The organism is Streptomyces sp. GESEQ-35, assembly GCF_017948485.1.
Taxonomy (GTDB): Bacteria; Actinomycetota; Actinomycetes; order Streptomycetales; family Streptomycetaceae; genus Streptomyces.
This window is the reverse complement of the sequence record NZ_JAFFSX010000026.1, coordinates 142,927-163,191: the sequence shown is the minus strand read 5'-3', so window position 1 is coordinate 163,191 and position 20,265 is coordinate 142,927. Positions and strand designations below refer to the sequence as shown.

Below are 20,265 nucleotides of genomic sequence, written 5' to 3'. Positions count from 1 at the left end.
GCGGCCACGACGGGCCGTGTCATCGGACTTCCGTTCCAGAAAGGACCGTCCGTCATGGCTGTTGCTGATGACCTTGACCACGCCACCGACTCGCAATGGGACTGGGTCGCTGAGCAGACTCGTGCGTATCTGGCCTCGGGTGGCACCGACGAAGATCCGGAGTGGTTCAAGAACCTCCGGGCGGACCCGAGCGTAGGGGTGCAGGTCGGCGGCCGTCGGTTCACCGCTCGGGCCCGGGTCGCGTCCCCGGCCGAACGTGAGCCCTTCTGGCTCCAGATGGCGCGGATCTTCCCGCTGTACGACGAGTACGCACAGCAGACCGACCGCGAAATCCCGATCGTCCTGCTCACTCCGCAGGACTGACCCTGACTCAAGGATCCTGACGGGCAAATCGTCACCGGGTTGCCCCGAGTCAGTCCTGCACGGCTTCGGTGAAGAGCTCCGGTGGTGCTTGCAGGTCGTGGGCGCGGAACAGGACGGCGTGCTCGACGTCCATGGCCTTGCCGCTCATCGCGGTGAACTTCGGGATGAAGTCCTCGGGGGCGGGGTGGTCCGGGAGCGCGGCCAGGTACGCGGCGTGCGCCTTGAGCGAGGCGACGCCGCGGCGCAGCGGCTCACCCGTGACCTCGACGCCGTGGGTCGCGCCGAAGTCGGCGAGTCCGGGGACGATGAGCCAGCGCACGGAGTGCGGTTCGAGCTCCTCATCGTCGACCTGCTCCGGGAAGACCCACCGGTTGCCCGCGTCGCGCACCGCATCGAGGGTCGCGAGCCCGGCCGCGCGGTGGTCGGCCTGGTCGAAGCCATAGGGCGTCTCGATCGCGTAACCGCTGCTGAGCACGGTGTCGGGCTTGAATCGGCGGATCTCCCGGCAGATGTCCCGGCGCAGGTCGAGGCCGTAGACGAGCACGCCGTCCGGATGTTCGAGGATGGTCAGGTGCTGGACGCCGACGACGGCGCAGGCGGCCTGCTGCTCGGCGACGCGCAGGCGTGCCGTCTCCTCGGGAGGGTTCGGCATGCCGGCCTCGCCGCGGGTGAGCAGGAGATAGCCGACCTCGATGCCGCGCGTGGTCCAGCGGGCGACGGCCGCGGACGTGCCGTACTCCATGTCGTCCGGGTGCGCGACGACGCAGAGAACGCGCCGAAAGGACTCCTCGGGGAGGGCAGGCAATGTCATGTCGGCCATCCTTCCGCGTTCAGGGCCCGCCGTCCGCCGAATACTCGGGCTGCGGACCGGTATCCCGGTTGCCGCCGTAGAAGTGCCATGAATGTGAGACTGATCTTGGGTGGCAACCCGTGAGACAGCCAGACGCCCGCAGGCCGAACAAGGTCGACATGTCGTGCGCGGTGAGACCCGCATGCCGTCGGGTGGGCACGTGGAAATGCGCTCGACGTGTGCCGTGCCGCCGGATGGACTGGGGGCATGACCACATCTCAGGAAGAGTTGCTTCCCGGCACGCGCCGGGCGCTGCTGCACCGGATCGCGATCGCCCAGGCCGAAGGACGTGCCCCGTCGCTGGTCGCCGCGGTGGTGCGGGACGGCCGGGCCTTGTGGCACGGTGCCCGGACCTCGGTGGACGGGCATGCGCCCGACGAGAACGTGCAGTACAGGATCGGCTCGATCACCAAGACCTTCACGGCTGTTCTCGTGCTGAGGCTGCGTGACGAGGGAGTGCTCGACCTCGGTGACCCGCTGGAGAAGCATCTGCCGGGCACCGGCGCGGGGGAGGCCACCATCGCCGATCTCCTCGCGCACACCAGCGGGTTGGCGGCCGAGTCGCCCGCGCCGTGGTGGGAGCGAACGCCGGGGACCCTGCGCCCCGAGCTGGCAGATGTGCTCGGCAAGCAGCCCTTCGTGCACCCGGTCGGCCGCCGCTTCCACTACTCCAACCCCGGCTACACGATGCTGGGGGCGCTCGTCGAGAAGCTGAGGGGCGCTGCCTGGGAGGACGTACTACGGCGTGAAGTGCTCGAACCTCTGGGCCTGAACCGTACGAGCGCTCAACCCCAGGCGCCGCATGCGGGCGGCTGGGCCGTGCATCCCTGGGCCGATGTGATGTTGCCCGAGCCGGCCGAGGACCTGGGGCGGATGGCTCCCGCCGGTCAACTCTGGTCGACGACAGCTGACTTGGCGCGATTTGCCGTGTTCCTGGCCAAGGGCGACGACCGGGTGCTGAGTGCGGAAACGGTACGGGAGATGCGGACGCCGGCGGCAGCGGTCGAGGCGGCGGACGTGGCGAGCGGCTATACGTACTGCCTGGGTATGGAGATGAGTCATCGGAACGGGCGGACCCTCGTCGGTCACTCGGGATCGCTGCCGGGCTTCCTCGCGTGCCTCAGGCTCAGCGTGGCGGATGATGTGGCGGCCGTCGTCCTGGCCAACTGCACCTCCGGCCCGCTGCTGGCCGACGTCGCCGGCGACCTCGTGGGCATCGTCGCCGAAGCCGAGCCGCGCATCCCCGAAGCGTGGCGTCCTGTGACCGAAGTCGACGCGTCCGCACTGGAGTTGGCGGGCCAGTGGTACTGGGGGACGCACGCTTTCGCGCTGCGGCTCACAGCCGGAGAGGGCGTCTCACTGGAGCCGTTGTCCGGCAATGGCCGCCGCTCGCGCTTCCGGTCGAACGGGGACGGCACCTGGACCGGCCTGGAGGGCTACTACGCCGGAGAGCTTCTACGGGCCGTACCGCGCCCGGACGGGACCGTGGACCACCTGGACCTCGGGTCGTTCGTGTTCACGCGTCAGCCGTACGACGAGACGGCTTCTGTGCCGGGCGGGGTCGATCCGGAGGGCTGGCGCGGTATCCGGTAGCCCGTCGGGCGGTGCGTACGACACGAGGAGGTCCTGTTTCACGTGAAACAGGACCCTCCGTCACAGCGAGAGCTTGAATCCCACATGCGAGGCCTCGAAGCCCAGTCGCTCATAGAAGCGATGGGCGTCGGTCCGGGAGGCGTCGGACGTCAACTGGACCAACTGGCAGCCCAGGTGCCGGGATTCGTCGACCGCCCACTCGATGAGCTGTGTGCCCAGACCGCTGCCGCGCTCGTCCGTGAGGATGCGTACCGCCTCGATGATCGAGCGGGTCGCCCCCTTGCGCGACAGCCCAGGGATGATCGTGAGCTGCAGGGTCCCGACGATCCGCCCATCCCTTACGGCCACGACCAGATGCTGGTTCGGATCGCCGCTGAGGCGCTCCAGAGCCGCCAGATACGGCGTCAGGTCGTCCGACGACTCGCGCTGGGCGCCCAAGGGGTCGTCGGCGAGCATGGCCACGATCGCGGGAACGTCGTCCCCGGTGGCGGGACGTATCTCAAGATCTCCCATGCCCGCACCCTACGCGGGCACGTTGAGCGACTCCACGACGCGTACCAGCGGGGCCAGCTCGGGGTTCCTCGCCGCTTCGTCGAGCGCCTCGCGCAGCGCGGCGTCATTGGTGGGCCGCGCCTCTGCCAGCAGCTTGAGGCCTGCCTCGGTGACGTTCGTGTAGATGCCTCGGCGGTCGGTGGGGCACAGGTAGCGGGTGAGCAGGCCGCGGTCCTCGAGCCGTGTGACCAGCCGCGTGGTGGCGCTCTGGCTGAGCACGACGGCGTCGGCGACCTGCTTCATCTGTAGATGGCCTCCGTCTCCGTCGTGCTGGCGGCTGAGGACATCGAGCAGGGAGTACTCGCGCACGCTCAGGTCGTGCTTGGCCTGTAGGGCTCGTTCGATGTGGGCCTCGATCCTCCCGTGGAGCAGGGAGAGCGCGCACCAGCCCTGAGCGAGTGCGGTGAGCGCGGGGTCCGTCGCTGTCATTGGCGTGTTCCTCCGTCTCGGAGCGGCTGACACCAGGATAGACCAGGCTCGCAATAGCCCGCTGTTGCAAATATCAGGCGTGTGCAATTATTGTAGGCGTATGCAAAGCGCTCCTGCAATCGTCTGGGAAGGTGTCCCCCCATGCCTCTCGCGCTTCTGGCCCTAGCGATCGGGGCCTTCGGAATCGGAACGACCGAGTTCGTGATCATGGGCCTGCTGCCCGAGGTGGCGGGCGATTTCGGGGTCTCGATCCCCACGGCCGGCTTCTTGGTGACGGGCTACGCGCTCGGCGTCATGTTCGGCGCACCGCTGATGACCGTGCTCGGCACCAAGGTCTCCCGCAAGCGGATGCTGATGCTGCTGATGGGCCTGTTCATCGTGGGCAACCTGCTCTCCGCCCTCGCCCCCGCCTTCGGCGTCATGCTGGCCGGTCGTGTGGTCGCCTCACTCGCCCACGGCGCCTTCTTCGGCATCGGCTCGGTCGTCGCGGCCGAGCTGGTCGCCCCGGACAAGAAGGCCGGAGCCATCGCGATGATGTTCACCGGGCTCACCGTCGCCAATGTCGTCGGCGTCCCGCTGGGCACGCTGGTCGGACAGTCCGTCGGCTGGCGCGTCACCTTCGGCATCGTCGCCGCTCTCGGCGTCGTCGGCCTGGCCGGCATCGCCAAGCTCGTCCCCGACCTGCCCAAGGCGGAGGGCGTGCACCTGCGCCATGAACTGGCCGCCTTCAAGAACGCGCAGGTCCTGCTCGCCATGGCGATGACCGTCCTCGGCTTCGGCGGTGTCTTCGCGGCCATCACCTACATCGCGCCGATGATGACCCATGTCGCAGGCTTCGCCGACGGCTCCGTCACCTGGCTGCTGGTCCTCTTCGGCCTCGGCATGGTGGGCGGCAACCTCGTCGGCGGCAAGTACGCCGACCGGGCCCTGATGCCCATGCTGTACGTCTCCCTGGGCGCCCTGGCGGTCGTCCTCGCGCTGTTCACGTTCACCGCGCACAACAAGATCCTCGCGGCCGTCTCGATCGCCCTCATCGGCGCCCTGGGCTTCGCCACCGTCCCGCCCCTGCAGAAGCGTGTGCTCGACCAGGCGCACGGCGCCCCGACCCTGGCCTCGGCTGTGAACATCGGTGCCTTCAACCTCGGCAACGCGTTGTCCGCCTGGCTCGGCGGCCTCGTCATCGCGGGTGGCCTCGGCTACACCGCCCCCAACTGGGTCGGCGCCCTTCTGGCTGCGGCGGCCCTGGTCCTGGCCTTCGTCTCGGCGGCCCTGGAGCGCCGCGAGAGTGCGCCCAGCGCCGTCGTGGCCGGTGCTGTGCCTGCCGAGCGGCAGACCGCCGTACACCACTGATCTGCCTCGGCGCTGCACCGGTCCCCGTGGATGCACGGGGACCGGTGTCGGCGTGTCGGGGGTCTCAGCCGGCGGCGACCGTGAGCGGGGCGAACCGCCGGGTCCAGTCGCCGGGCAGTTCCGAGATGCCGTATGTCATGACTGTGTTGAAGGCGACGGAGGCCAGACCCCGCTTCTTCGCCCACGCCAGCAGCTCTTCGTGACGCACGTCGATGTCCGTGCGCAGCGGGCGGTCGGTGTGGGCGGCCAGCGAGGCGATCAGCGCCTTGGCGGTTTCCGTGTCATGAGCGATCATCGGGCCTACGACGTGCGTGTCCATGTTGGGCCAGGCGGCCGCGTACCCGACGATTCGGCCGTTGTCCTCGGCGACGCGCAGTCGGTCGGCGAAGGCGGGCAGGCGCGTGACGATGTGCGTGCGATCCGCGCCGAACACCTCCTCGTCGAGCCGGAGGATCGCCGTGAGGTCCTTGGCGGTGGCGGAGCGGGTGGTGACCCCGGGCTTGCGACCGCCAGGAGTGAAGTGCCCGCGCAGCATCTCGGCCCAGCCGGTGACCTTGAAGCCGATTTCCTCGTACAGAGGGCGGCCATTCGGTGTCGCGTGCAGTGTCAGCGGCGTGGTGCCCAGGTCGGACACGATGTGACGCATGAACCGGCGGCCGATGCCCTGGCCGGCGTACCGCTCGGCGACCAGGACCATGCCGATGGCGCCGAGTTCGGGGCGTTCCCGGGGGCCGTACTCCGTGACGGTGCAGGCGCTCACGAGCCCCCCGTCGGGGTCGTCGATGCCGTAGCCCTTCCCGGCAGTGAGGAGGAAGCTCCACTTGTGCTCCTCACGGGGCCACCCCCGGTCCTCGGACAAGTCTGCGCAGGCGGTGAGATCGCGAAGCGTCAGACGGCGGATGGGCAGAGCGGCGAGGGAAGGAGTCGGCACGCAGGTCAGGCTGTCCGACGCGTACCCTCGGCGTCCACTTGTTTCCAGGGAGTTGTACGACCTTTTGGCCATGTCACAGTCGTCGGCAAAGCGGCGCGACGGGTGCCGGATGTTTCACGTGAAACATGGGCGAACGGAGGGCGTCGGGCGCTCAGACCCCGCCTTTCCGGACGGCCTCGTGCCGGATGCCGCCGATGCGTCCCACTAGCCTCAAGGTCCATGGCGAGCCTTCATCTCTTCGACCTGGACGGCACATTGCTCCATGGCACCTCCGCACCCATGGAGATCTCACGGCAGCTCGGACTTGAGGCCGAGACGGTGCTGCTGGAGCAGGCGATCTCGGCGGGGCGGATCGGGCCGCCCGAGTATGCGACGAGGGTGCACGCGCTGTGGGCGGATCTCACCGAAGCGCATGTGTCCGCCGCCTTCGAGGGGGCGCCATGGCTGACGCGAATCCGCGATGTGTGGGCGGAGATCACAGCGCAAGGTGACTACTGCGCCGTTGTCTCACTCTCGCCGTCGTTCTTCGTCGAACGCCTCACCACCTGGGGCGCGCACGCGGCGTACGGATCCCGCTTTCCTGCGCTCCCGTTCACCGAGCCAGTGGACCCCGCCGGAGTGCTCAGCAGTGCGGCCAAGGTCAAAATCGCCGACATGCTGTGTCAGGAGTTCGGAGTGACCCGGGCCGACTGCATCGCCTATGGCGACTCGTCGTCGGACACGGATCTGTTCGGCGTGGTGCCGGTCTCCGTCGCGGTCAACGCTGACCGGCGTCTCTCGGGTCTCGCGACGCATTCCTACAAGGGGAGAGATCTATGGGAAGCCTATGAATTGGTGCGACCCGCCCGGTAATTGAGGGAATTGCTGGTTCGCCCTCCCGCCCTATTCGTGGGGGAGCAAGGGGGGACTTGTGATCGGGGCGGCGGCCGGTATGGTCGACTCCGGTTCGCTTCCGGTGGGGCGAGGTGTCCAGCACCCCGTCCGGATCGAGAGCAGGGCAATGCAGCCTAACGGGACGGAGAGATCAAAGACCCGCATTCCGGGTTATGCGGCTGAGACCTCCATGCGGAGTGGGACGCTGCGAGGACAGTACTGCGGCCAATGTCACACTCTCGCCTTACTTGTCCGTACGGAGCACGAATACGGGTTGAATGTGGCCGCATTGGCCGCGGCACCGAACGGGACAGCAAACCGTCTGCGGGGGAAAGCAGGCACCTTCCGACTGGGGAAGTGCGCAGACCGACCGAAAGATGCTCGAGGCGAGGCACACCATGGACGCTCCGACCACCACGTCGGCCGACAACGGCACTTCCGGCGGCGGGGGCGGCTGGTTCACGCCGCGCAAGCAGCCGCCGACGACTCCGGGCGGCGAGCAGGACGTGGCGGAAGGCAGCCGCTTGGCCGGAATGCGGCCGAGGGGCAGCTCCGCGTCCGCCACGGAGCCGATGAGCGGGCCCGCGTCCGCCACTGAGTCGGTGAGCGGGCCCGCGACGGCCACCGATGCGGAGCCACAGGCGCACGACCCCGCACCGGCTGCCCCAACGCCCGCTGATGTCACGGCAGGCCCCACTCCGGCGCCTCAATTCCCGGCCGGTGGCTCGGCAGACCCTGCTCCGGCGCCTCAATTCCCGGCCGGTGGCTCGGCAGGCCCTGCTCCGGCGCCCTCATTCCCGGCCAGCGGCCCAGTAGTTGCCGCTCCAGAGCCCTCCCCGGCGGGCCACCCGACAGGCCCCGCCGTACCGCTCACCGCCCCGGCTGGCAGCCCGTCAAGTCCCACGCCGCCGCAGGCCTTCCCGGCCGGAGCCCCGGCATCGGTCGTCACCGACCGACGACCCGCAACGGGCGTCGGTGACACCCGCCCCACCCCGAACGCCGGTTTCGCCGCACGGGAGCACACAGCAGCGCCTCCCGCCCCCGCCCCGGTCGCCCCGCCGCCCGCGGCGGAGCAGCACGTGCCCGTCCAGCGGTCAGGCCAGTCCGAGGGCGACGCGTCGCCGGACGCCGTCCTCATCCGCCGGACCATGGCCGAGGTCGGCCCGGTGGCCGACAAAGTCACCTCGTACTTCTACGCGTTGCTCTTCGTACGCCATCCCGACTTGCGGTCGCTGTTCCCGGCCGCGATGGACACCCAGCGGGACCGGCTGCTCAAGGCGCTGCTGACCGCGGCCGAGCACATCGACAACACCCCGGTCCTCGTCGAGTACCTTCAGAACCTCGGCCGCGGCCACCGCAAGTACGGCACCCGCGCCGAGCACTACCCGGCCGTCGGCGAGTGCCTCATCGGCGCATTGAGCCGATACGCCGAACCCATCTGGGACGCGGAGACGGAGGCGGCCTGGGTCCGGGCGTACACGACGATCTCGCAGGTGATGATCGACGCGGCTGCCGTGGACGAGCTGCGTGCCCCGGCCTGGTGGTACGCGGAGGTCGTGTCGCACGATCTCAGGACGCCGGACGTGGCCGTGATCACCGTCCGCCCGGACCAGCCCTATCCGTTCCTCGCGGGGCAGTACGCGAGCCTGGAGACACCGTGGTGGCCGCGAATATGGAGGCACTACTCCTTCGCCTCGGCACCTCGCTCCGACGGCCTGCTGTCGTTCCATGTGAAGGCCGTTCCCGCCGGCTGGGTCTCCAACGCCCTGGTGCACCGCGCCCGGCCCGGCGACATCGTCCGGCTCGGCCCGCCCGCCGGTTCGATGACGGTGGACCACACCACCACCAGCGGGCTGCTCTGTCTGGGCGGCGGCACGGGGATAGCGCCCATCAAGGCGCTCGTCGAGGACGTCGCCGAGCATGGCGAGCGGCGCCCCGTCGAGGTCTTCTACGGCGCCCGCACCGGCCATGACCTGTACGACATCGACACCATGCTCAGGCTCCAGCAGTCCCACCCCTGGCTCTCGGTCCGCGCGATCGTCGACCAACAGGCGCACCTCCAGCTCCCCGACGCCGTACGCGAGTACGGGCCCTGGATCGAGTACGACGCCTATCTCTCGGGTCCACCCGGAATGATCCGCAGCGGAGTGGACGCCCTGAGGGACGTCGGTATCCCGTCGGAGCGCATACGGCACGACTCGGTGGAGGAACTCGTCGCCACCGGAGACTGACTCCTCGGCGCGGTATCAGCCCAGGTCCGGGGCGTGCATCGCGAGTACGCCCTCGATGTTCCCGTCGAGGTAGTGCCGCAGCGACAGCGGGACGAGGTGTACGGAGGCGATGCCCACTCGTGTGAACGGCACCCGTACGATCTCGTAGTCGCCCGCGGGCTCGTCCACCTCGGGCCCGTGGCGCAGGGCCGTGTCCATGGACTCCAGGTGGCAGACGAAGAAGTGCTGCACCTTCACTCCGGTCGTGCCGGCGTCCTCGCCGATGTGCTCGACGGTGTCCACGAAGCAGGGCACCACATCGATGATCTTGGCGCCGAGTTCCTCGTAGACCTCACGGTGCAGGGCATCGACGACGGTCGAATCATCCGGCTCCACCCCGCCACCGGGGGTGATCCAGTAGGGATCGATGCCGGGTTTGGTGCGTTTGATGAGGATCAGGTCGTCACCGTCCAGAAGAACGGCACGGGCGGTGCGCTTGACCACGGGTCGGACGGTCATGGGAGAAATGTGGCCCGCCATGTTCCACGTGAAACATTGCGGCGCGGCTTCGCGCGGGTTCAGTGCGTGCTGCCTGTTGGCCGGCGGCTCAACACCATTCGGTGGCCGCCCGTTGCAGCCACTCATGAGCCCGCGCAATATGCGGCATCGCCAGCGTGCCGGTACGCACCACGAGGAAGTACGTCCGCAGCGGGGGCACCGCGGGCTCGTGCAGGGCAACGACCTCCCCGCGCTCCAGGGCGGGCGCACAGAGATAGCGAGGCAGCACCGCGAGCCCGGCGCCCGCGGACGCGCAGGCGAGCACCGCACGCAGGTCAGGAACGACGACGGCGCCGGAAGCCGCGGGGCGGGAATCGAAAACAGACGCCCAGTAGCGGGAGACGAACGGCAGTGACTCGTGTACCTCGACGACAGGAAGGTTCTCCAGTACGGGTGCCCCTGTGCGGCGCACCTTCCCGGAGCCGATCTGCTCAACCCAGCGCGGGGCGGCAACCAGGACGTGCTCTTCGTCGCAGAGCGCAGTCGCCGTGAGCAGGGCACCGCGCGGACGGGCCGTACTGATGGCCAGATCGTGATGCCCTGCGGCTAGCCCCTCCAAGGTCTCCTCGGCGTTCCCGAAGGAGGCGCGCAGCGCGAAGCCCTGGCCGTCCTCGCCGGTCAGTTCGGTGAGCACGGGCAGCGCCCGCTCGGCGGTGAACTCAGGGGGCCCCGCGAGATGCAGGGTGCGCACGGAAGAGTCTTCGTCGAGGCCGGTCTCGGTGATCTCGACCAGCGCGTCGAGATGCGGTGCGGCCTTGTGCGCGAGTTCGTCGCCGATGGTCGTCGGTGTCACACCGCGGGCCTGTCGCAGGAACAGGGGGCGCCCCAGCTGCCGCTCCAGGGTGCGGATCTGGGAGGTGACGGCCGGCTGCGACAGACCGAGCAGCGCGGCGGCGCGAGTGAAGGAGCCGGCCCTGTGCACGGTCACAAAGGTGCGCAGCAAGGCCAGATCCATGGCGCACCCCTCCCCTTCTTTGCATTCCCCTGACCCCCCGGTCGCGCCCAACTATAAATAAGTCGATAGGTCGCTGTCGCTACTGTGATTGGACACTGACACAGAGTCAACTAGCCTTGGTCGCGCGGTTCTTCGCGCGCAGAACCGAGGACGGTCCGAGCCACGAGGGGGGGAGGCTCGGACCGTCCGTTGTGTGTAGCCGCACACCGTCCGGGACGGTGAGAAGCCGTCAGTGCGCCGACTCGTCGAGCGCACGGCGCACATCGGCCACCAGGTCCTCGGGGTCCTCGGCGCCGACGGAGAGGCGGATGAAGCCCTCCGGCACCGCATCCCCACCCCAGCGTCCGCGGCGCTCGGCCGTGGACCGCACCCCGCCGAAACTCGTCGCGTCGTCGACAAGCCGCAGCGCCTCGAGAAAGCGGTCGGCACGCGCGCGCGTGGGCAGCGTGAAGGAGACGATGCTCCCGTAGCGGCGCATCTGCTGCGAGGCGATCTTGTTCGAGGGGTCGGTCGTCAGTCCCGGGTAGCGCACCCCGAGCTCCTCGGGCCAGTCGCGCAGCGCCTCTGCGACCGCCATGGCGGTGGCGTTCTGCCGGTCCACCCGCAGCTGGAGCGTTGCGATGGAACGGTGTGCGAGCCAGGCCTCCATGGGCCCCGGAATCGCCCCGACGATCTTGCGCCAGCGGCGGACGTCCGCCATGGCCTCGGCGCCGCGGCCGACGACGTAGCCCAGCAGGACGTCTCCGTGCCCGGTGAGCTGCTTGGTGCCGCTCGCCACGGAGAAGTCGGCACCCAGCTCCAGCGGGCGTTGCCCGAGCGGCGTGGCGAGCGTGTTGTCGACGGCGACCAGGGCGCCACGCGCGTGTGCCGCCTCGACGAGCCGCCGGATGTCGCACACGTCGAGCCCGGGGTTCGACGGGGTCTCGATCCACAGCAGTTTCGCGCCGTCGAGGATGCCCAGCTGGGCGTCGCCGCCGGTCGGCGCGGTGCGCACCTCGATGCCGTACGACTCCAGCTGCGCGCGCACCAGCGGCAGCACCTGGTAGCCGTCGCTGGGCAGGACGACCGTGTCCCCGGAGCGCAGCTGGGAGAAGATGACGGACGAGATGGCGGCCATGCCGGAGGCGAAGACCAGCGTCTCGACGCCGTCCTGTCCCGGGGCCTCCAACTCGCCGATCGCGCGCTCCAGATGCGTCCAGGTCGGGTTGTCGTCGCGACCGTACGTGTACGGGCCCGTGGGGTCGCCCGGCAGGTGGTAGTGGGCGGCGAACACGGGACCGGGCAGCGTCGGCTCGTGCCTGACCGGCTCGGGCAGCCCGGCCCGAACCGCGCGCGTGCCCTCGCCGGCGCCCGGACGAGCCCCGTCCGATGCGGAATCGTTCATGCCGTCTGTCCTTCCACGTGCTCACGAATCGCGGCGAGCAGACCGGCGCTCGCCGCTTCCACCATCTCAAGGCACTCCTCGAAGCCGTCGATCCCCCCGTAGTAGGGGTCCGGGACATCGAGGTCGTCGCGAGCGGATTCAGAAGGGGTGTGCGAAGCACTCGTCGAGGGGTGGTGGTCGGGTGACGGGCGGGCGTACGAGCGCAGCAGCCGTACCTTCTCCGCGTCCTCCTCGGTGGTCGCGAGGCGGCGCAGGGTCTTGAGATGGCCCGTGTCCAGGGCGACGACGAGGTCGAGGCGGGAGAACCAGGACGCCTGGAACTGCCGCGCCGTGTGGTCGCTGTCGTAGCCGTGCTCCTCGAGGACGGCGACGGTGCGCGGGTCGGCACCGTCGCCCTCGTGCCAGCCGCCCGTGCCCGCGCTGTCCACCTCGACGAGCTCGCCGAGCCCGGCCTCCGCCACGCGCGCGTGGAACACGGCCTCGGCCATCGGGGAGCGGCAGATGTTGCCGGTGCAGACGAAGCAGACGCGGTAGGCCATGGCCGTACTCAGTCCTTGCCGTCGGGCAGGACCATGTTGAGCGCCCAGGACACGACCGAGATGATCAGGCCGCCCAGGACCGCGGTCCAGAAGCCGTCGACGTGGAAGCTCAGATCGAGCTTGTCGGCGAACCAGGAGGTGAGCAGCAGCATCAGCGCGTTGACCACCAGGGTGAACAGGCCGAGCGTCAGGATGAGGAGGGGCAGGCTCAGGAGCGTCAGGATGGGCTTGACCAGGAAGTTCACCAGGCCGAAGACCAGGGCGACGAGGATGAGCGTCCATATCTTCTTGCCCGTGCTGTCACCGGTCAGGGTGATCTTGTCGAGCAGCCATACGGCGACCGCCAGGGCGCCCGCATTGGCGATCGTCTTGACTACGAAATTCTTCATGTGTCTGATCGTGGCAGACGAGATCGGTTACGAGCAGTGGGACAAGGGCGGACGAAGGCAATGAAGGCATTCCGGCTGGATGAACTGGAGGCGGAGCGCGCCGCCAACGAGGGCGCTTACCTGCAGTTTCTGCGGGAGCGGAACATGTCGGTCGGCCTGTACGCGCTCGATGCGGGCGAGCATGATCCACAGAAGCCGCACAATCAGGACGAGGTCTACTTCGTTGTGAGCGGCCGCGCCGCGATCACGGTCGGCATGGAGACCACACAGGTGGCGCGTGGCAGCGTGGTGTACGTTCCGGCCGGGGTCGCCCACAAGTTCCACCACATCAGCGAGGACCTGCGGGTCCTGGTGGTGTTCTCTCCGCCCGAGAGGTGACCTGCCACCCGGGATTCCCTAGGGGATCGATCAGGGGAGGACAAGGGGCGCGAGGCCCCCGCGGCGGCCCCTCGCGGCTCTAGCATCGAGTGCAGGACATCAGAAGGATCCGGCGCCGACAGGGCCGGACATCGACGGACCCGGCACAGCAACGGGCGGAGAAGTAAGGACAAGGGCGATGCGAGAGATCTTCACGGGAATGCCGTGGTGGGTGAAGTGGATCGCGGTGCCTGTCATCGCCCTGGTCGTCTTCGGCGGGCTGATAGCCAGCGTCGTCGGCTTCGTCATCGGGCTGCTGTTCAAGCTGCTGGTCTTCGTGGCACTGGTCGGTGGACTCATCTACGTCGTACGGAAGTTCACCTCGAGTTCGTCCTCACGCAGCGACTGGTGAGCACAGCGGGGAGCCGGTGAGCGGTAACAGGAATCACCGGTTCCCTCGGGCGAGGGAAGTTTTCCGTACGGGCCGACTGTGAGCGGTGGCAGACGGTTAAAGTCCGGAATTCGACGCGGGGTGTACGACCCCCGCGAGCGGCGTACACCCGCTCCCGTGTTCCCCCCACACGGGCTGCCCCCTCGCGCATCGGGAGTGCCCCTTGGCCACGGCAGACACCGCACCCGCAGACCCCCACGCACCCCCCGCAGCCGTCCTGGCTCCGGGAACCCGCATCAGAGCCCCGGAGCAACGTGGCTCCCGGGAGCGGCAGTCCCGGCAGACACCGGCCCCCGACGAACAGTCGCACTCCGCGACGCTCATCGGATCCGTCCAGCGCGCCATGCGCCTCCTGGAATCGGTCGCCGGGCATGCGCACGGCGCTCCCGCCAAGCAGTTGGCCCGTGAGACCGGCCTCGCGCTGCCCACGGCGTACCACCTGCTGCGCACCCTCGTGCACGAGGGCTATCTGCGCCGCGACAAAGGGCTGTTCTTCCTGGGGGAAGCAGCTGAGCGGCTGAGCAGCAGCGGCGCCGGGCAGAAACGTCGCAGCACGGTGGTCGACACGCTCGCGAAGTGGCGCGACGCCATCGGCGTACCCGTGTACTACGCGATGTACCAGGACGGCGAGATCGAGGTCATGTGCGTCTCCGACAGCCCGGGCAATCCGGCGGTCGAGGAATGGGCCGACTTTCGCGAGACCGGCCATGCGCACGCCATCGGCCAGTGCCTGCTGTCCCAACTCGACGAGGAGGCCCGCCGTGACCACCTCGATCGCTACCCCGTGCAGTCCATCACCCCGTACACCGTGCGCGACGACCACGTGCTGCTGCGGCGCCTGGAACGGACGCAGCGGATGCAACCGGTGACAGAGCGGCAGGAGTACGCGCTCGGCACCGTGTGTGCGGCGATTCCGCTCACCGTGGGCACCACGGCGGCGACCATGGCCATTTCCCTGCCCGTCCATCAAGCCGATCGGCTGCTGCCCGCGGTGCGGCAGTTGCAGGGCGAGGTCGGGCGTCTGCTGGGGTCACTCGCGATCTCTATCAGCATCTGAAAACTCACTCCTTGTGATCTGTCGTGTACGTTCAGCAAGATGCCTTCAGTGCCAAGGGGTTTATTCCCGGCCAGACGACGGCAAATGACGGGACAGGCGATGCGCGAGTCCGTACAGGCAGAAGTCATGATGAGCTTTCTCGTGTCCGAGGAGCTCTCCTTCCGCATCCCGGTGGAGTTGCGCTATGAGACCGGTGATCCCTATGCCGTGCGGCTGACGTTTCATCTGCCGGGCGACGCCCCGGTGACCTGGGCGTTCGGGCGGGAGCTGCTGATCGACGGGGTGGGCCGGCCGTGCGGAGAGGGGGACGTCCGGGTCTCGCCCGCCGAACTCGACACACTTGGTGACGTTCTGATCCGGCTTCAGGTGGGGAGCGACCAGGCCGTGTTCCGTTCTTCGGCGGCGCCGCTCGTGGCTTTTCTCGACCGTACCGACAAGCTGGTGCCGCTGGGCCAGGAGGGCGCCCTCGCCGACTTCGACTCCCACCTCGACGAGGCGCTGGACCGCATCCTCGCGGAGGAGCAGAGCGCGGGCTGACGGGAGTGGCTGTGGTGCGATGGCGGTGGCGGTGGCGATGCAACGGTTCGACGGGGTTGTGGAGCCGCGCAGGAACGCTTCTGCGGGGCGGGGCGGGGAGCGTGTGCTGCTGAGGGGCGAGCGGCGTGACCTGGCCGCGCTGCTCGCCCCCCTCACCGCTTGCGCCGCCGCCCCCTCCCGCCGCGTACCGGAGCCGTAGGTGCCGCGTCGGCCATAGCCCCCCGCTCCCCTCCCGGGCGATCGGCTGAGACCATCAGAGCCGCGAGCGCCGTCGTGACCGGCACGGACGCGACCAGGCCGATCGAGCCCACCAGTGTGCGCACGATCTCCTCTGCCACCAGTTCACTGTTGGCGACGGTACCGACGCTGCTCTGGGCGATCGAGAAGAGCAGCAGCAGCGGCAGGGCGGCGCCCGCATACGCGAGGACGAGTGTGTTGACGACCGACGCGATGTGGTCGCGGCCGATGCGGATACCCGCGCGGTACAGCCCGCGCCAGCCCATCGCCGGGTTGGCCTCGTGCAGCTCCCAGACCGCCGACGTCTGCGTGACCGTCACGTCGTCGAGAACACCGAGCGAACCGATGATGATGCCGGCGAGCAGCAGACCACTCATGTCGATCGACGGGTACAGGCCGTGGATCAGTCCGGTGTTGTCGTCCGTGTTGCCGGTGAGCGAGGCCCAGTCGATGAACACCGAGCCGAGGATGCCGATCAGAAACAGCGAGATGAGGGTGCCGAGTACGGCCACCGAGGTTCTGGCGGACAGGCCGTGGCACAGGTACAGGGCTGCCAGCATGATGGCACTCGACCCGATCACCGCCACGACCAGCGGGTTCGAGCCCTGCAGGATGGCGGGCAGGATGAAGAAGTTCAGCACCATGAAACTGATGGCCAGCGCGACCAGCGCCATGACACCCCGCAGGCGTCCGACGACCACGACGGCGAGCGCGAAGATGCCGGCGAGCACCATCATCGGGACGCGGCGGTTGACGTCGGTCACCGAGTACTGGAGATCCTTCGGCGCGGAGGGTTCGTAGGCGACCACGACCTTCTCGCCCTCGTCCAGCTGCCGGGACTGGTCCGGCTGCACGATCTCGGTGAACGTACGGCCCTTGTCGTTGCCCGTGTCGACCCGGATCGTCGCCTTCTTGCAGGTGCCGTTCGCCTGTTGCTGCGCCGAGGAACCCTCCGCGGTGGAGGTGTCGCCGGTCGGGGTTTCCCCCGAGGCGTTGACGTCCTTGCAGCTGACCTCGACCACCTTGGTGACCGTGGCCTGCTGGGTCTGGCGGTCGAATCCGACCCCGGTGCGCTCGTGCGGCGGGGCACCGCCCGGCCACAGCACCACGAGCCCGACGACGACCGCCGCGGCGAACGGGATGAGGATCGCCGCGATGATCTTGCGCAGATGCTTGGAGACGGGCGCCGCGGGACCGTGACTGTGCGAGTGTCCGTGCCCGCCACCGCCGCCGGACCCGTGTCCGTCCCCGCCGCCGTTACCGGGGCCGCCACCGGCACCCGAGCCCTGGTCGGGCCCGCCGCCGGAGACGGGCCCGTGCTCGTGCCGGCCTCCGGATCTGGTTCCGGGCCCAGCCTCGCGACCGCCGCCGGAACCAGGCCCGTTTACACGGCTGTTGCCGTTTGCGGGGCCGCTTCCGGAGCCGGGACCGCGGGGCGGCTCGGGCGGTGGGTACGGGGACTGACGTGTCGTGGTCACCGACCGATCATCGCAAGAACGAGAGGGGCCCACTGTTCAGCGCGCCCGAATTGACGCTAGCGTGGGGGCACCTTTGTACACGCGGGAGCTCGGAGCACCGGGCTGAGAGGGCGCTGACCTTCGTCTACGCGATGTTTCACGTGGAACACGTGATGTTCCCCATGAAACGTCGACAGACGGAAATGGCTGCGTCGACCGCCGAACCTGTTACCGGGTAATGCCGGCGTAGGGAGTAGGTCTCATGACCATCAAGGACGCACGCACGCCTGCCTCCACGGAGAACGCGACGGACATTTCGTCGCATACCCAGACCGACGGGGAGGCCGGGAAGTCCATCGGCTGGCACAAGGCGTTCATCGCGGGCTCACGCCCCGATCTGCGCGTGCCGGTCCGGCAGGTGCATCTCACCAACGGGCAGTCGGTCACGCTGTACGACACCTCCGGCCCGTACACCGATCCGCTCGTCGACACAGACGTCCGCCGAGGACTGATCCCGCTGCGGGAGAACTGGATCATCTCCCGCGGCGACACCGAGGAGTACGCGGGCCGTCCGGTCCGCCCCGAGGACGACGGGATCAAGCACACCTCGCCGCGTGGCGGCCTGCGCAACCTCGACGCGGTCTTCCCCGGGCGGCCGCGCCAGCCGCGCCGCAGCCGGGACGGCAAGGCGGTCACGCAGCTCGCGTACGCGCGCCGCGGCGAGATCACGCCCGAGATGGAGTTCGTGGCCGTCCGGGAGAACGTTTCGCCCGAGGTGGTCCGCGAGGAGATCGCGGCGGGCCGCGCCGTGCTGCCCGCGAACGTCAACCACCCGGAGATCGAGCCGATGATCATCGGTAAGCGGTTCCTGGTGAAGGTCAACGCCAACATCGGCAACTCCGCGGTGACCTCCTCCATCGAGGAGGAAGTCGAGAAGATGACCTGGGCGACCCGCTGGGGCGCCGACACGGTCATGGACCTGTCCACCGGACGCAACATCCACACCACCCGCGAGTGGGTGCTGCGCAACTCCCCCGTTCCCATCGGCACGGTCCCCCTCTACCAGGCACTGGAGAAGGTCGACGGCAGGGCCGAGGAACTGACCTGGGAGATCTACAAGGACACGGTCATCGAGCAGGCCGAGCAGGGCGTGGACTACATGACGGTCCACGCGGGCGTGCGTCTGCCGTACGTACCGCTGACGGCGAACCGCAAGACCGGCATCGTCTCGCGCGGCGGCTCGATCATGGCGGCCTGGTGCCTGGCGCACCACAAGGAGTCGTTCCTCTACGAGAACTTCGAGGAACTCTGCGAGATCCTCGCCGCCTACGACGTCACATACTCGCTGGGCGACGGCCTCAGGCCGGGCTCGATCGCCGACGCCAACGACGAGGCGCAGTTCGCGGAGTTGCGCACGCTCGGGGAACTCAACACGATCGCCAAGCGTTTCCACGTACAGACCATGATCGAGGGCCCGGGCCATGTCCCGATGCACAAGATCAAGGAGAACATCGACCTTCAGCAGGAGATCTGCGATGAAGCTCCGTTCTATACGCTCGGCCCGCTGACGACGGACGTCGCGCCGGCGTACGACCACATCACCTCCGGCATCGGTGCCGCGATGATCGCCTGGTGGGGCACGGCCATGCTCTGCTATGTCACGCCCAAGGAGCACTTGGGCCTGCCCAACCGTGACGACGTCAAGACCGGCGTCATCACCTACAAGATCGCCGCCCACGCAGCCGACCTCGCCAAGGGGCACCCAGGTGCGCAGGAGTGGGACGACGCGCTGTCCGACGCACGCTTCGAGTTCCGGTGGGAGGACCAGTTCAACCTCGCCCTCGACCCGGACACGGCTCGTGAGTTCCACGACGAGACGCTGCCCGCCGAGCCCGCCAAGACCGCTCACTTCTGCTCGATGTGTGGGCCGAAGTTCTGCTCGATGAAGATCAGCCAAAGCATCACAGCGCAGTTCGGTGGTACGGCGGCTGCGGGGGCGACGGCTGAGGAGGTCGCTGAGGGGATGCTCCAGAAGTCGAAGGAGTTCGCGGCGAGCGGGAACCGGGTGTACCTGCCGCTGGCGGACTGAGGTCCGTAGATTGGCGCTGTTCCGGAGGCCGGGTGTCTTCGGGGCAGCGCCATCGTGCGTTCGGGGATGAGGGGGAGGCGGAGTCTTGATCGTTCTGAAGGTGACGGCTGAGGCGCAGTCGCTGGTGTGGAACGGCGATGATCTGGTCGATGCGGTGGGTGGCCGCCGATGGGGTCCTGACGGTGTGGAGCAGCATGCCTCGGTCATCCATGGGTTTCCCTTCGACCGGAGCGTCGTCTCCCCGTCCGGTCGCTACTCCGTTGTCTATGCCGAGCGTGGTACCGAGGCGCTGCTGCTCGATGGCGATCGGCTCGTCCGTGAGCTGAGTCGCAGCTACGACTATGCGGAAGACTTCGACTATGCGGTGGCACTCGGGACGTTGCAGGACGGCCGCGAGGTTCTGGTCCACTGCCCGGAGGAGTACAACGTCCTTGAGATCGAGGATGCGGAGTCGGGAGAGCGGCTCACCGATGGCGAACGCCATCCGAGGGACGTCTTCCACTCGCGACTGGAGGTGAGCCCGGACGGGACACACCTGCTCTCGGCCGGCTGGTTCTGGCATCCGTACGGGATCGTCGAAGTCTTCGACCTGGCCAGTGCGTTGACGGACCCTGCCGTGCTCGATGGCCGTGGTGTGCTGCCCTCGGACCCGGGCATCGACGCGGAGGTCGTCTCGGCCTGTTGGCTCGATGGTGATCGCATGGCTGTGGCGACCGGGGAGCAGGCTCTCGACGACGAGGGGATCCCTGTCCTGGGCCCAGGACAGTTGGGCGTGTGGTCGCTCTCCGCAAGGCGGTGGATCCATTGCAGCCGGGTCGATTTCTGCATCGGCACCCTGATCGCGCGGGGCGACACGGTCGTCTCGCTGTACGGGCATCCGCGGCTGATCGATGTCGCGACGGGTGCCGTGGTGGCGGAATGGCCCACCGTGGAGGTGCCCCGGAGAGACGGCAGCTACGGGGCCACTCACATTCCGACGCCCGTTGTTGCCCTGCACCCGGATGGCACCCGCCTTGCGGTAGCCCAGCCGGAGAGCATCGCGATCATCACCCTTCCGGAAAGGGGAGAACCGCAACCGCTCACTCAGGCTTGAAGCTGTCTTCG

General features: G+C 68.6%; 21 protein-coding genes and 1 riboswitch. Of the genes, 11 read left to right on the top strand and 10 right to left on the bottom strand.

Annotation, left to right across the window (positions count from 1 at the left end):
* Positions 1 to 54 precede the first annotated feature (54 nt).
* Entirely contained in the window at positions 55 to 363 is a 309-nt protein-coding gene (locus KCH87_RS37485; protein ID WP_210592320.1) for a nitroreductase/quinone reductase family protein, read from the top strand.
* 49 nt (positions 364 to 412) lie between these two features.
* Here KCH87_RS37485 and KCH87_RS37480 read toward each other — a convergent pair whose 3' ends face one another.
* Entirely contained in the window at positions 413 to 1,174 is a 762-nt protein-coding gene (locus KCH87_RS37480) for a PIG-L deacetylase family protein (RefSeq protein ID WP_210592319.1), read from the bottom strand.
* Positions 1,175 to 1,420: 246 nt separating this feature from the next.
* Here KCH87_RS37480 and KCH87_RS37475 point away from each other — a divergent pair, with 246 nt between their 5' ends.
* Positions 1,421 to 2,806 carry a serine hydrolase gene (locus tag KCH87_RS37475; RefSeq protein WP_210592318.1) on the top strand — a complete coding sequence of 462 codons (1,386 nt, stop codon included), beginning with the start codon at positions 1,421 to 1,423 and terminating at the stop codon, positions 2,804 to 2,806.
* 60 nt (positions 2,807 to 2,866) lie between these two features.
* Here KCH87_RS37475 and KCH87_RS37470 read toward each other — a convergent pair whose 3' ends face one another.
* Positions 2,867 to 3,319 (bottom strand): GNAT family N-acetyltransferase, encoded by a 453-nt coding sequence (locus KCH87_RS37470; protein ID WP_210592317.1) that lies wholly within the window; start codon positions 3,317 to 3,319, stop codon positions 2,867 to 2,869.
* Between the two features lie 9 nt (positions 3,320 to 3,328).
* The gene (locus tag KCH87_RS37465) at positions 3,329 to 3,787 is read right to left on the bottom strand and encodes a MarR family winged helix-turn-helix transcriptional regulator (RefSeq protein WP_210573531.1); all 459 of its coding nucleotides are present in this window, start codon (positions 3,785 to 3,787) and stop codon (positions 3,329 to 3,331) included.
* A gap of 141 nt (positions 3,788 to 3,928) precedes the next feature.
* Between KCH87_RS37465 and KCH87_RS37460 the strand changes: the two genes are divergently transcribed.
* Positions 3,929 to 5,137: an MFS transporter gene (locus KCH87_RS37460; RefSeq protein ID WP_210592316.1), complete on the top strand. Its 1,209-nt coding sequence runs from the start codon at positions 3,929 to 3,931 to the stop codon at positions 5,135 to 5,137.
* A 64-nt stretch (positions 5,138 to 5,201) separates the two neighbouring features.
* On the opposite strand, the gene KCH87_RS37455 is transcribed toward KCH87_RS37460, so the two are convergent.
* Positions 5,202 to 6,068, bottom strand: coding sequence for a GNAT family N-acetyltransferase (locus tag KCH87_RS37455; protein ID WP_210592315.1), 867 nt, complete (start codon positions 6,066 to 6,068; stop codon positions 5,202 to 5,204).
* 219 nt (positions 6,069 to 6,287) lie between these two features.
* Between KCH87_RS37455 and KCH87_RS37450 the strand changes: the two genes are divergently transcribed.
* Both KCH87_RS37450 and KCH87_RS37445 read left to right on the top strand, forming a co-directional pair.
* Positions 6,288 to 6,920 carry an HAD family phosphatase gene (locus KCH87_RS37450; RefSeq protein WP_210592314.1) on the top strand — a complete coding sequence of 211 codons (633 nt, stop codon included), beginning with the start codon at positions 6,288 to 6,290 and terminating at the stop codon, positions 6,918 to 6,920.
* 419 nt (positions 6,921 to 7,339) lie between these two features.
* Positions 7,340 to 9,172 carry a globin domain-containing protein gene (locus KCH87_RS37445; RefSeq protein ID WP_374199085.1) on the top strand — a complete coding sequence of 611 codons (1,833 nt, stop codon included), beginning with the start codon at positions 7,340 to 7,342 and terminating at the stop codon, positions 9,170 to 9,172.
* Between the two features lie 15 nt (positions 9,173 to 9,187).
* Here the strand turns inward: KCH87_RS37445 and KCH87_RS37440 are convergent, their stop codons facing one another.
* The 5 genes from KCH87_RS37440 to KCH87_RS37420 form a co-directional block, all read right to left on the bottom strand.
* Positions 9,188 to 9,670, bottom strand: a complete 483-nt coding sequence (locus KCH87_RS37440; RefSeq protein ID WP_210592312.1) for an NUDIX domain-containing protein — start codon at positions 9,668 to 9,670, stop codon at positions 9,188 to 9,190.
* 88 nt (positions 9,671 to 9,758) lie between these two features.
* On the bottom strand, positions 9,759 to 10,664 hold the full coding sequence (locus KCH87_RS37435) for a LysR family transcriptional regulator (protein ID WP_210592311.1): 906 nt from the start codon (positions 10,662 to 10,664) through the stop codon (positions 9,759 to 9,761).
* Between the two features lie 229 nt (positions 10,665 to 10,893).
* A complete protein-coding gene (locus KCH87_RS37430) occupies positions 10,894 to 12,048 on the bottom strand; it encodes a cystathionine gamma-lyase (RefSeq protein WP_210592310.1) in 1,155 nt (384 codons plus the stop codon).
* Positions 12,045 to 12,587: a low molecular weight protein-tyrosine-phosphatase gene (locus tag KCH87_RS37425; protein ID WP_210592309.1), complete on the bottom strand. Its 543-nt coding sequence runs from the start codon at positions 12,585 to 12,587 to the stop codon at positions 12,045 to 12,047. Before KCH87_RS37425 ends, KCH87_RS37430 begins: the two co-directional genes overlap by 4 nt.
* 8 nt (positions 12,588 to 12,595) lie before the next feature.
* Positions 12,596 to 12,976 (bottom strand): phage holin family protein, encoded by a 381-nt coding sequence (locus KCH87_RS37420; RefSeq protein WP_210592308.1) that lies wholly within the window; start codon positions 12,974 to 12,976, stop codon positions 12,596 to 12,598.
* 60 nt (positions 12,977 to 13,036) lie between these two features.
* On the opposite strand from KCH87_RS37420, the gene KCH87_RS37415 reads away from it, so the two are divergent.
* The 4 genes from KCH87_RS37415 (at position 13,037) to KCH87_RS37400 (ending at position 15,378) form a co-directional block, all read left to right on the top strand.
* Complete coding sequence (locus KCH87_RS37415) at positions 13,037 to 13,354, top strand: cupin domain-containing protein (RefSeq protein ID WP_210592307.1); 318 nt, start codon at positions 13,037 to 13,039, stop codon at positions 13,352 to 13,354.
* Between the two features lie 178 nt (positions 13,355 to 13,532).
* Entirely contained in the window at positions 13,533 to 13,745 is a 213-nt protein-coding gene (locus tag KCH87_RS37410; RefSeq protein ID WP_210592306.1) for a DUF5326 family protein, read from the top strand.
* 361 nt (positions 13,746 to 14,106) lie between these two features.
* Positions 14,107 to 14,841 carry a helix-turn-helix domain-containing protein gene (locus KCH87_RS37405; RefSeq protein ID WP_308299008.1) on the top strand — a complete coding sequence of 245 codons (735 nt, stop codon included), beginning with the start codon at positions 14,107 to 14,109 and terminating at the stop codon, positions 14,839 to 14,841.
* A gap of 99 nt (positions 14,842 to 14,940) precedes the next feature.
* Positions 14,941 to 15,378 (top strand): SsgA family sporulation/cell division regulator, encoded by a 438-nt coding sequence (locus KCH87_RS37400; RefSeq protein ID WP_210592337.1) that lies wholly within the window; start codon positions 14,941 to 14,943, stop codon positions 15,376 to 15,378.
* Positions 15,379 to 15,530: 152 nt separating this feature from the next.
* Here KCH87_RS37400 and KCH87_RS37395 read toward each other — a convergent pair whose 3' ends face one another.
* A complete protein-coding gene (locus tag KCH87_RS37395) occupies positions 15,531 to 17,093 on the bottom strand; it encodes a YibE/F family protein (protein WP_210592305.1) in 1,563 nt (520 codons plus the stop codon).
* Positions 17,094 to 17,164: 71 nt separating this feature from the next.
* Positions 17,165 to 17,342: riboswitch (TPP riboswitch) on the top strand.
* On the opposite strand from KCH87_RS37395, the gene thiC reads away from it, so the two are divergent.
* Both thiC and KCH87_RS37385 read left to right on the top strand, forming a co-directional pair.
* A complete protein-coding gene (gene thiC, locus KCH87_RS37390; RefSeq protein ID WP_247197366.1) occupies positions 17,335 to 19,161 on the top strand; it encodes a phosphomethylpyrimidine synthase ThiC in 1,827 nt (608 codons plus the stop codon). It overlaps the preceding riboswitch by 8 nt.
* An 85-nt stretch (positions 19,162 to 19,246) precedes the next feature.
* Positions 19,247 to 20,254 (top strand): hypothetical protein, encoded by a 1,008-nt coding sequence (locus tag KCH87_RS37385; RefSeq protein ID WP_210592304.1) that lies wholly within the window; start codon positions 19,247 to 19,249, stop codon positions 20,252 to 20,254.
* Positions 20,255 to 20,265: the final 11 nt, after the last annotated feature.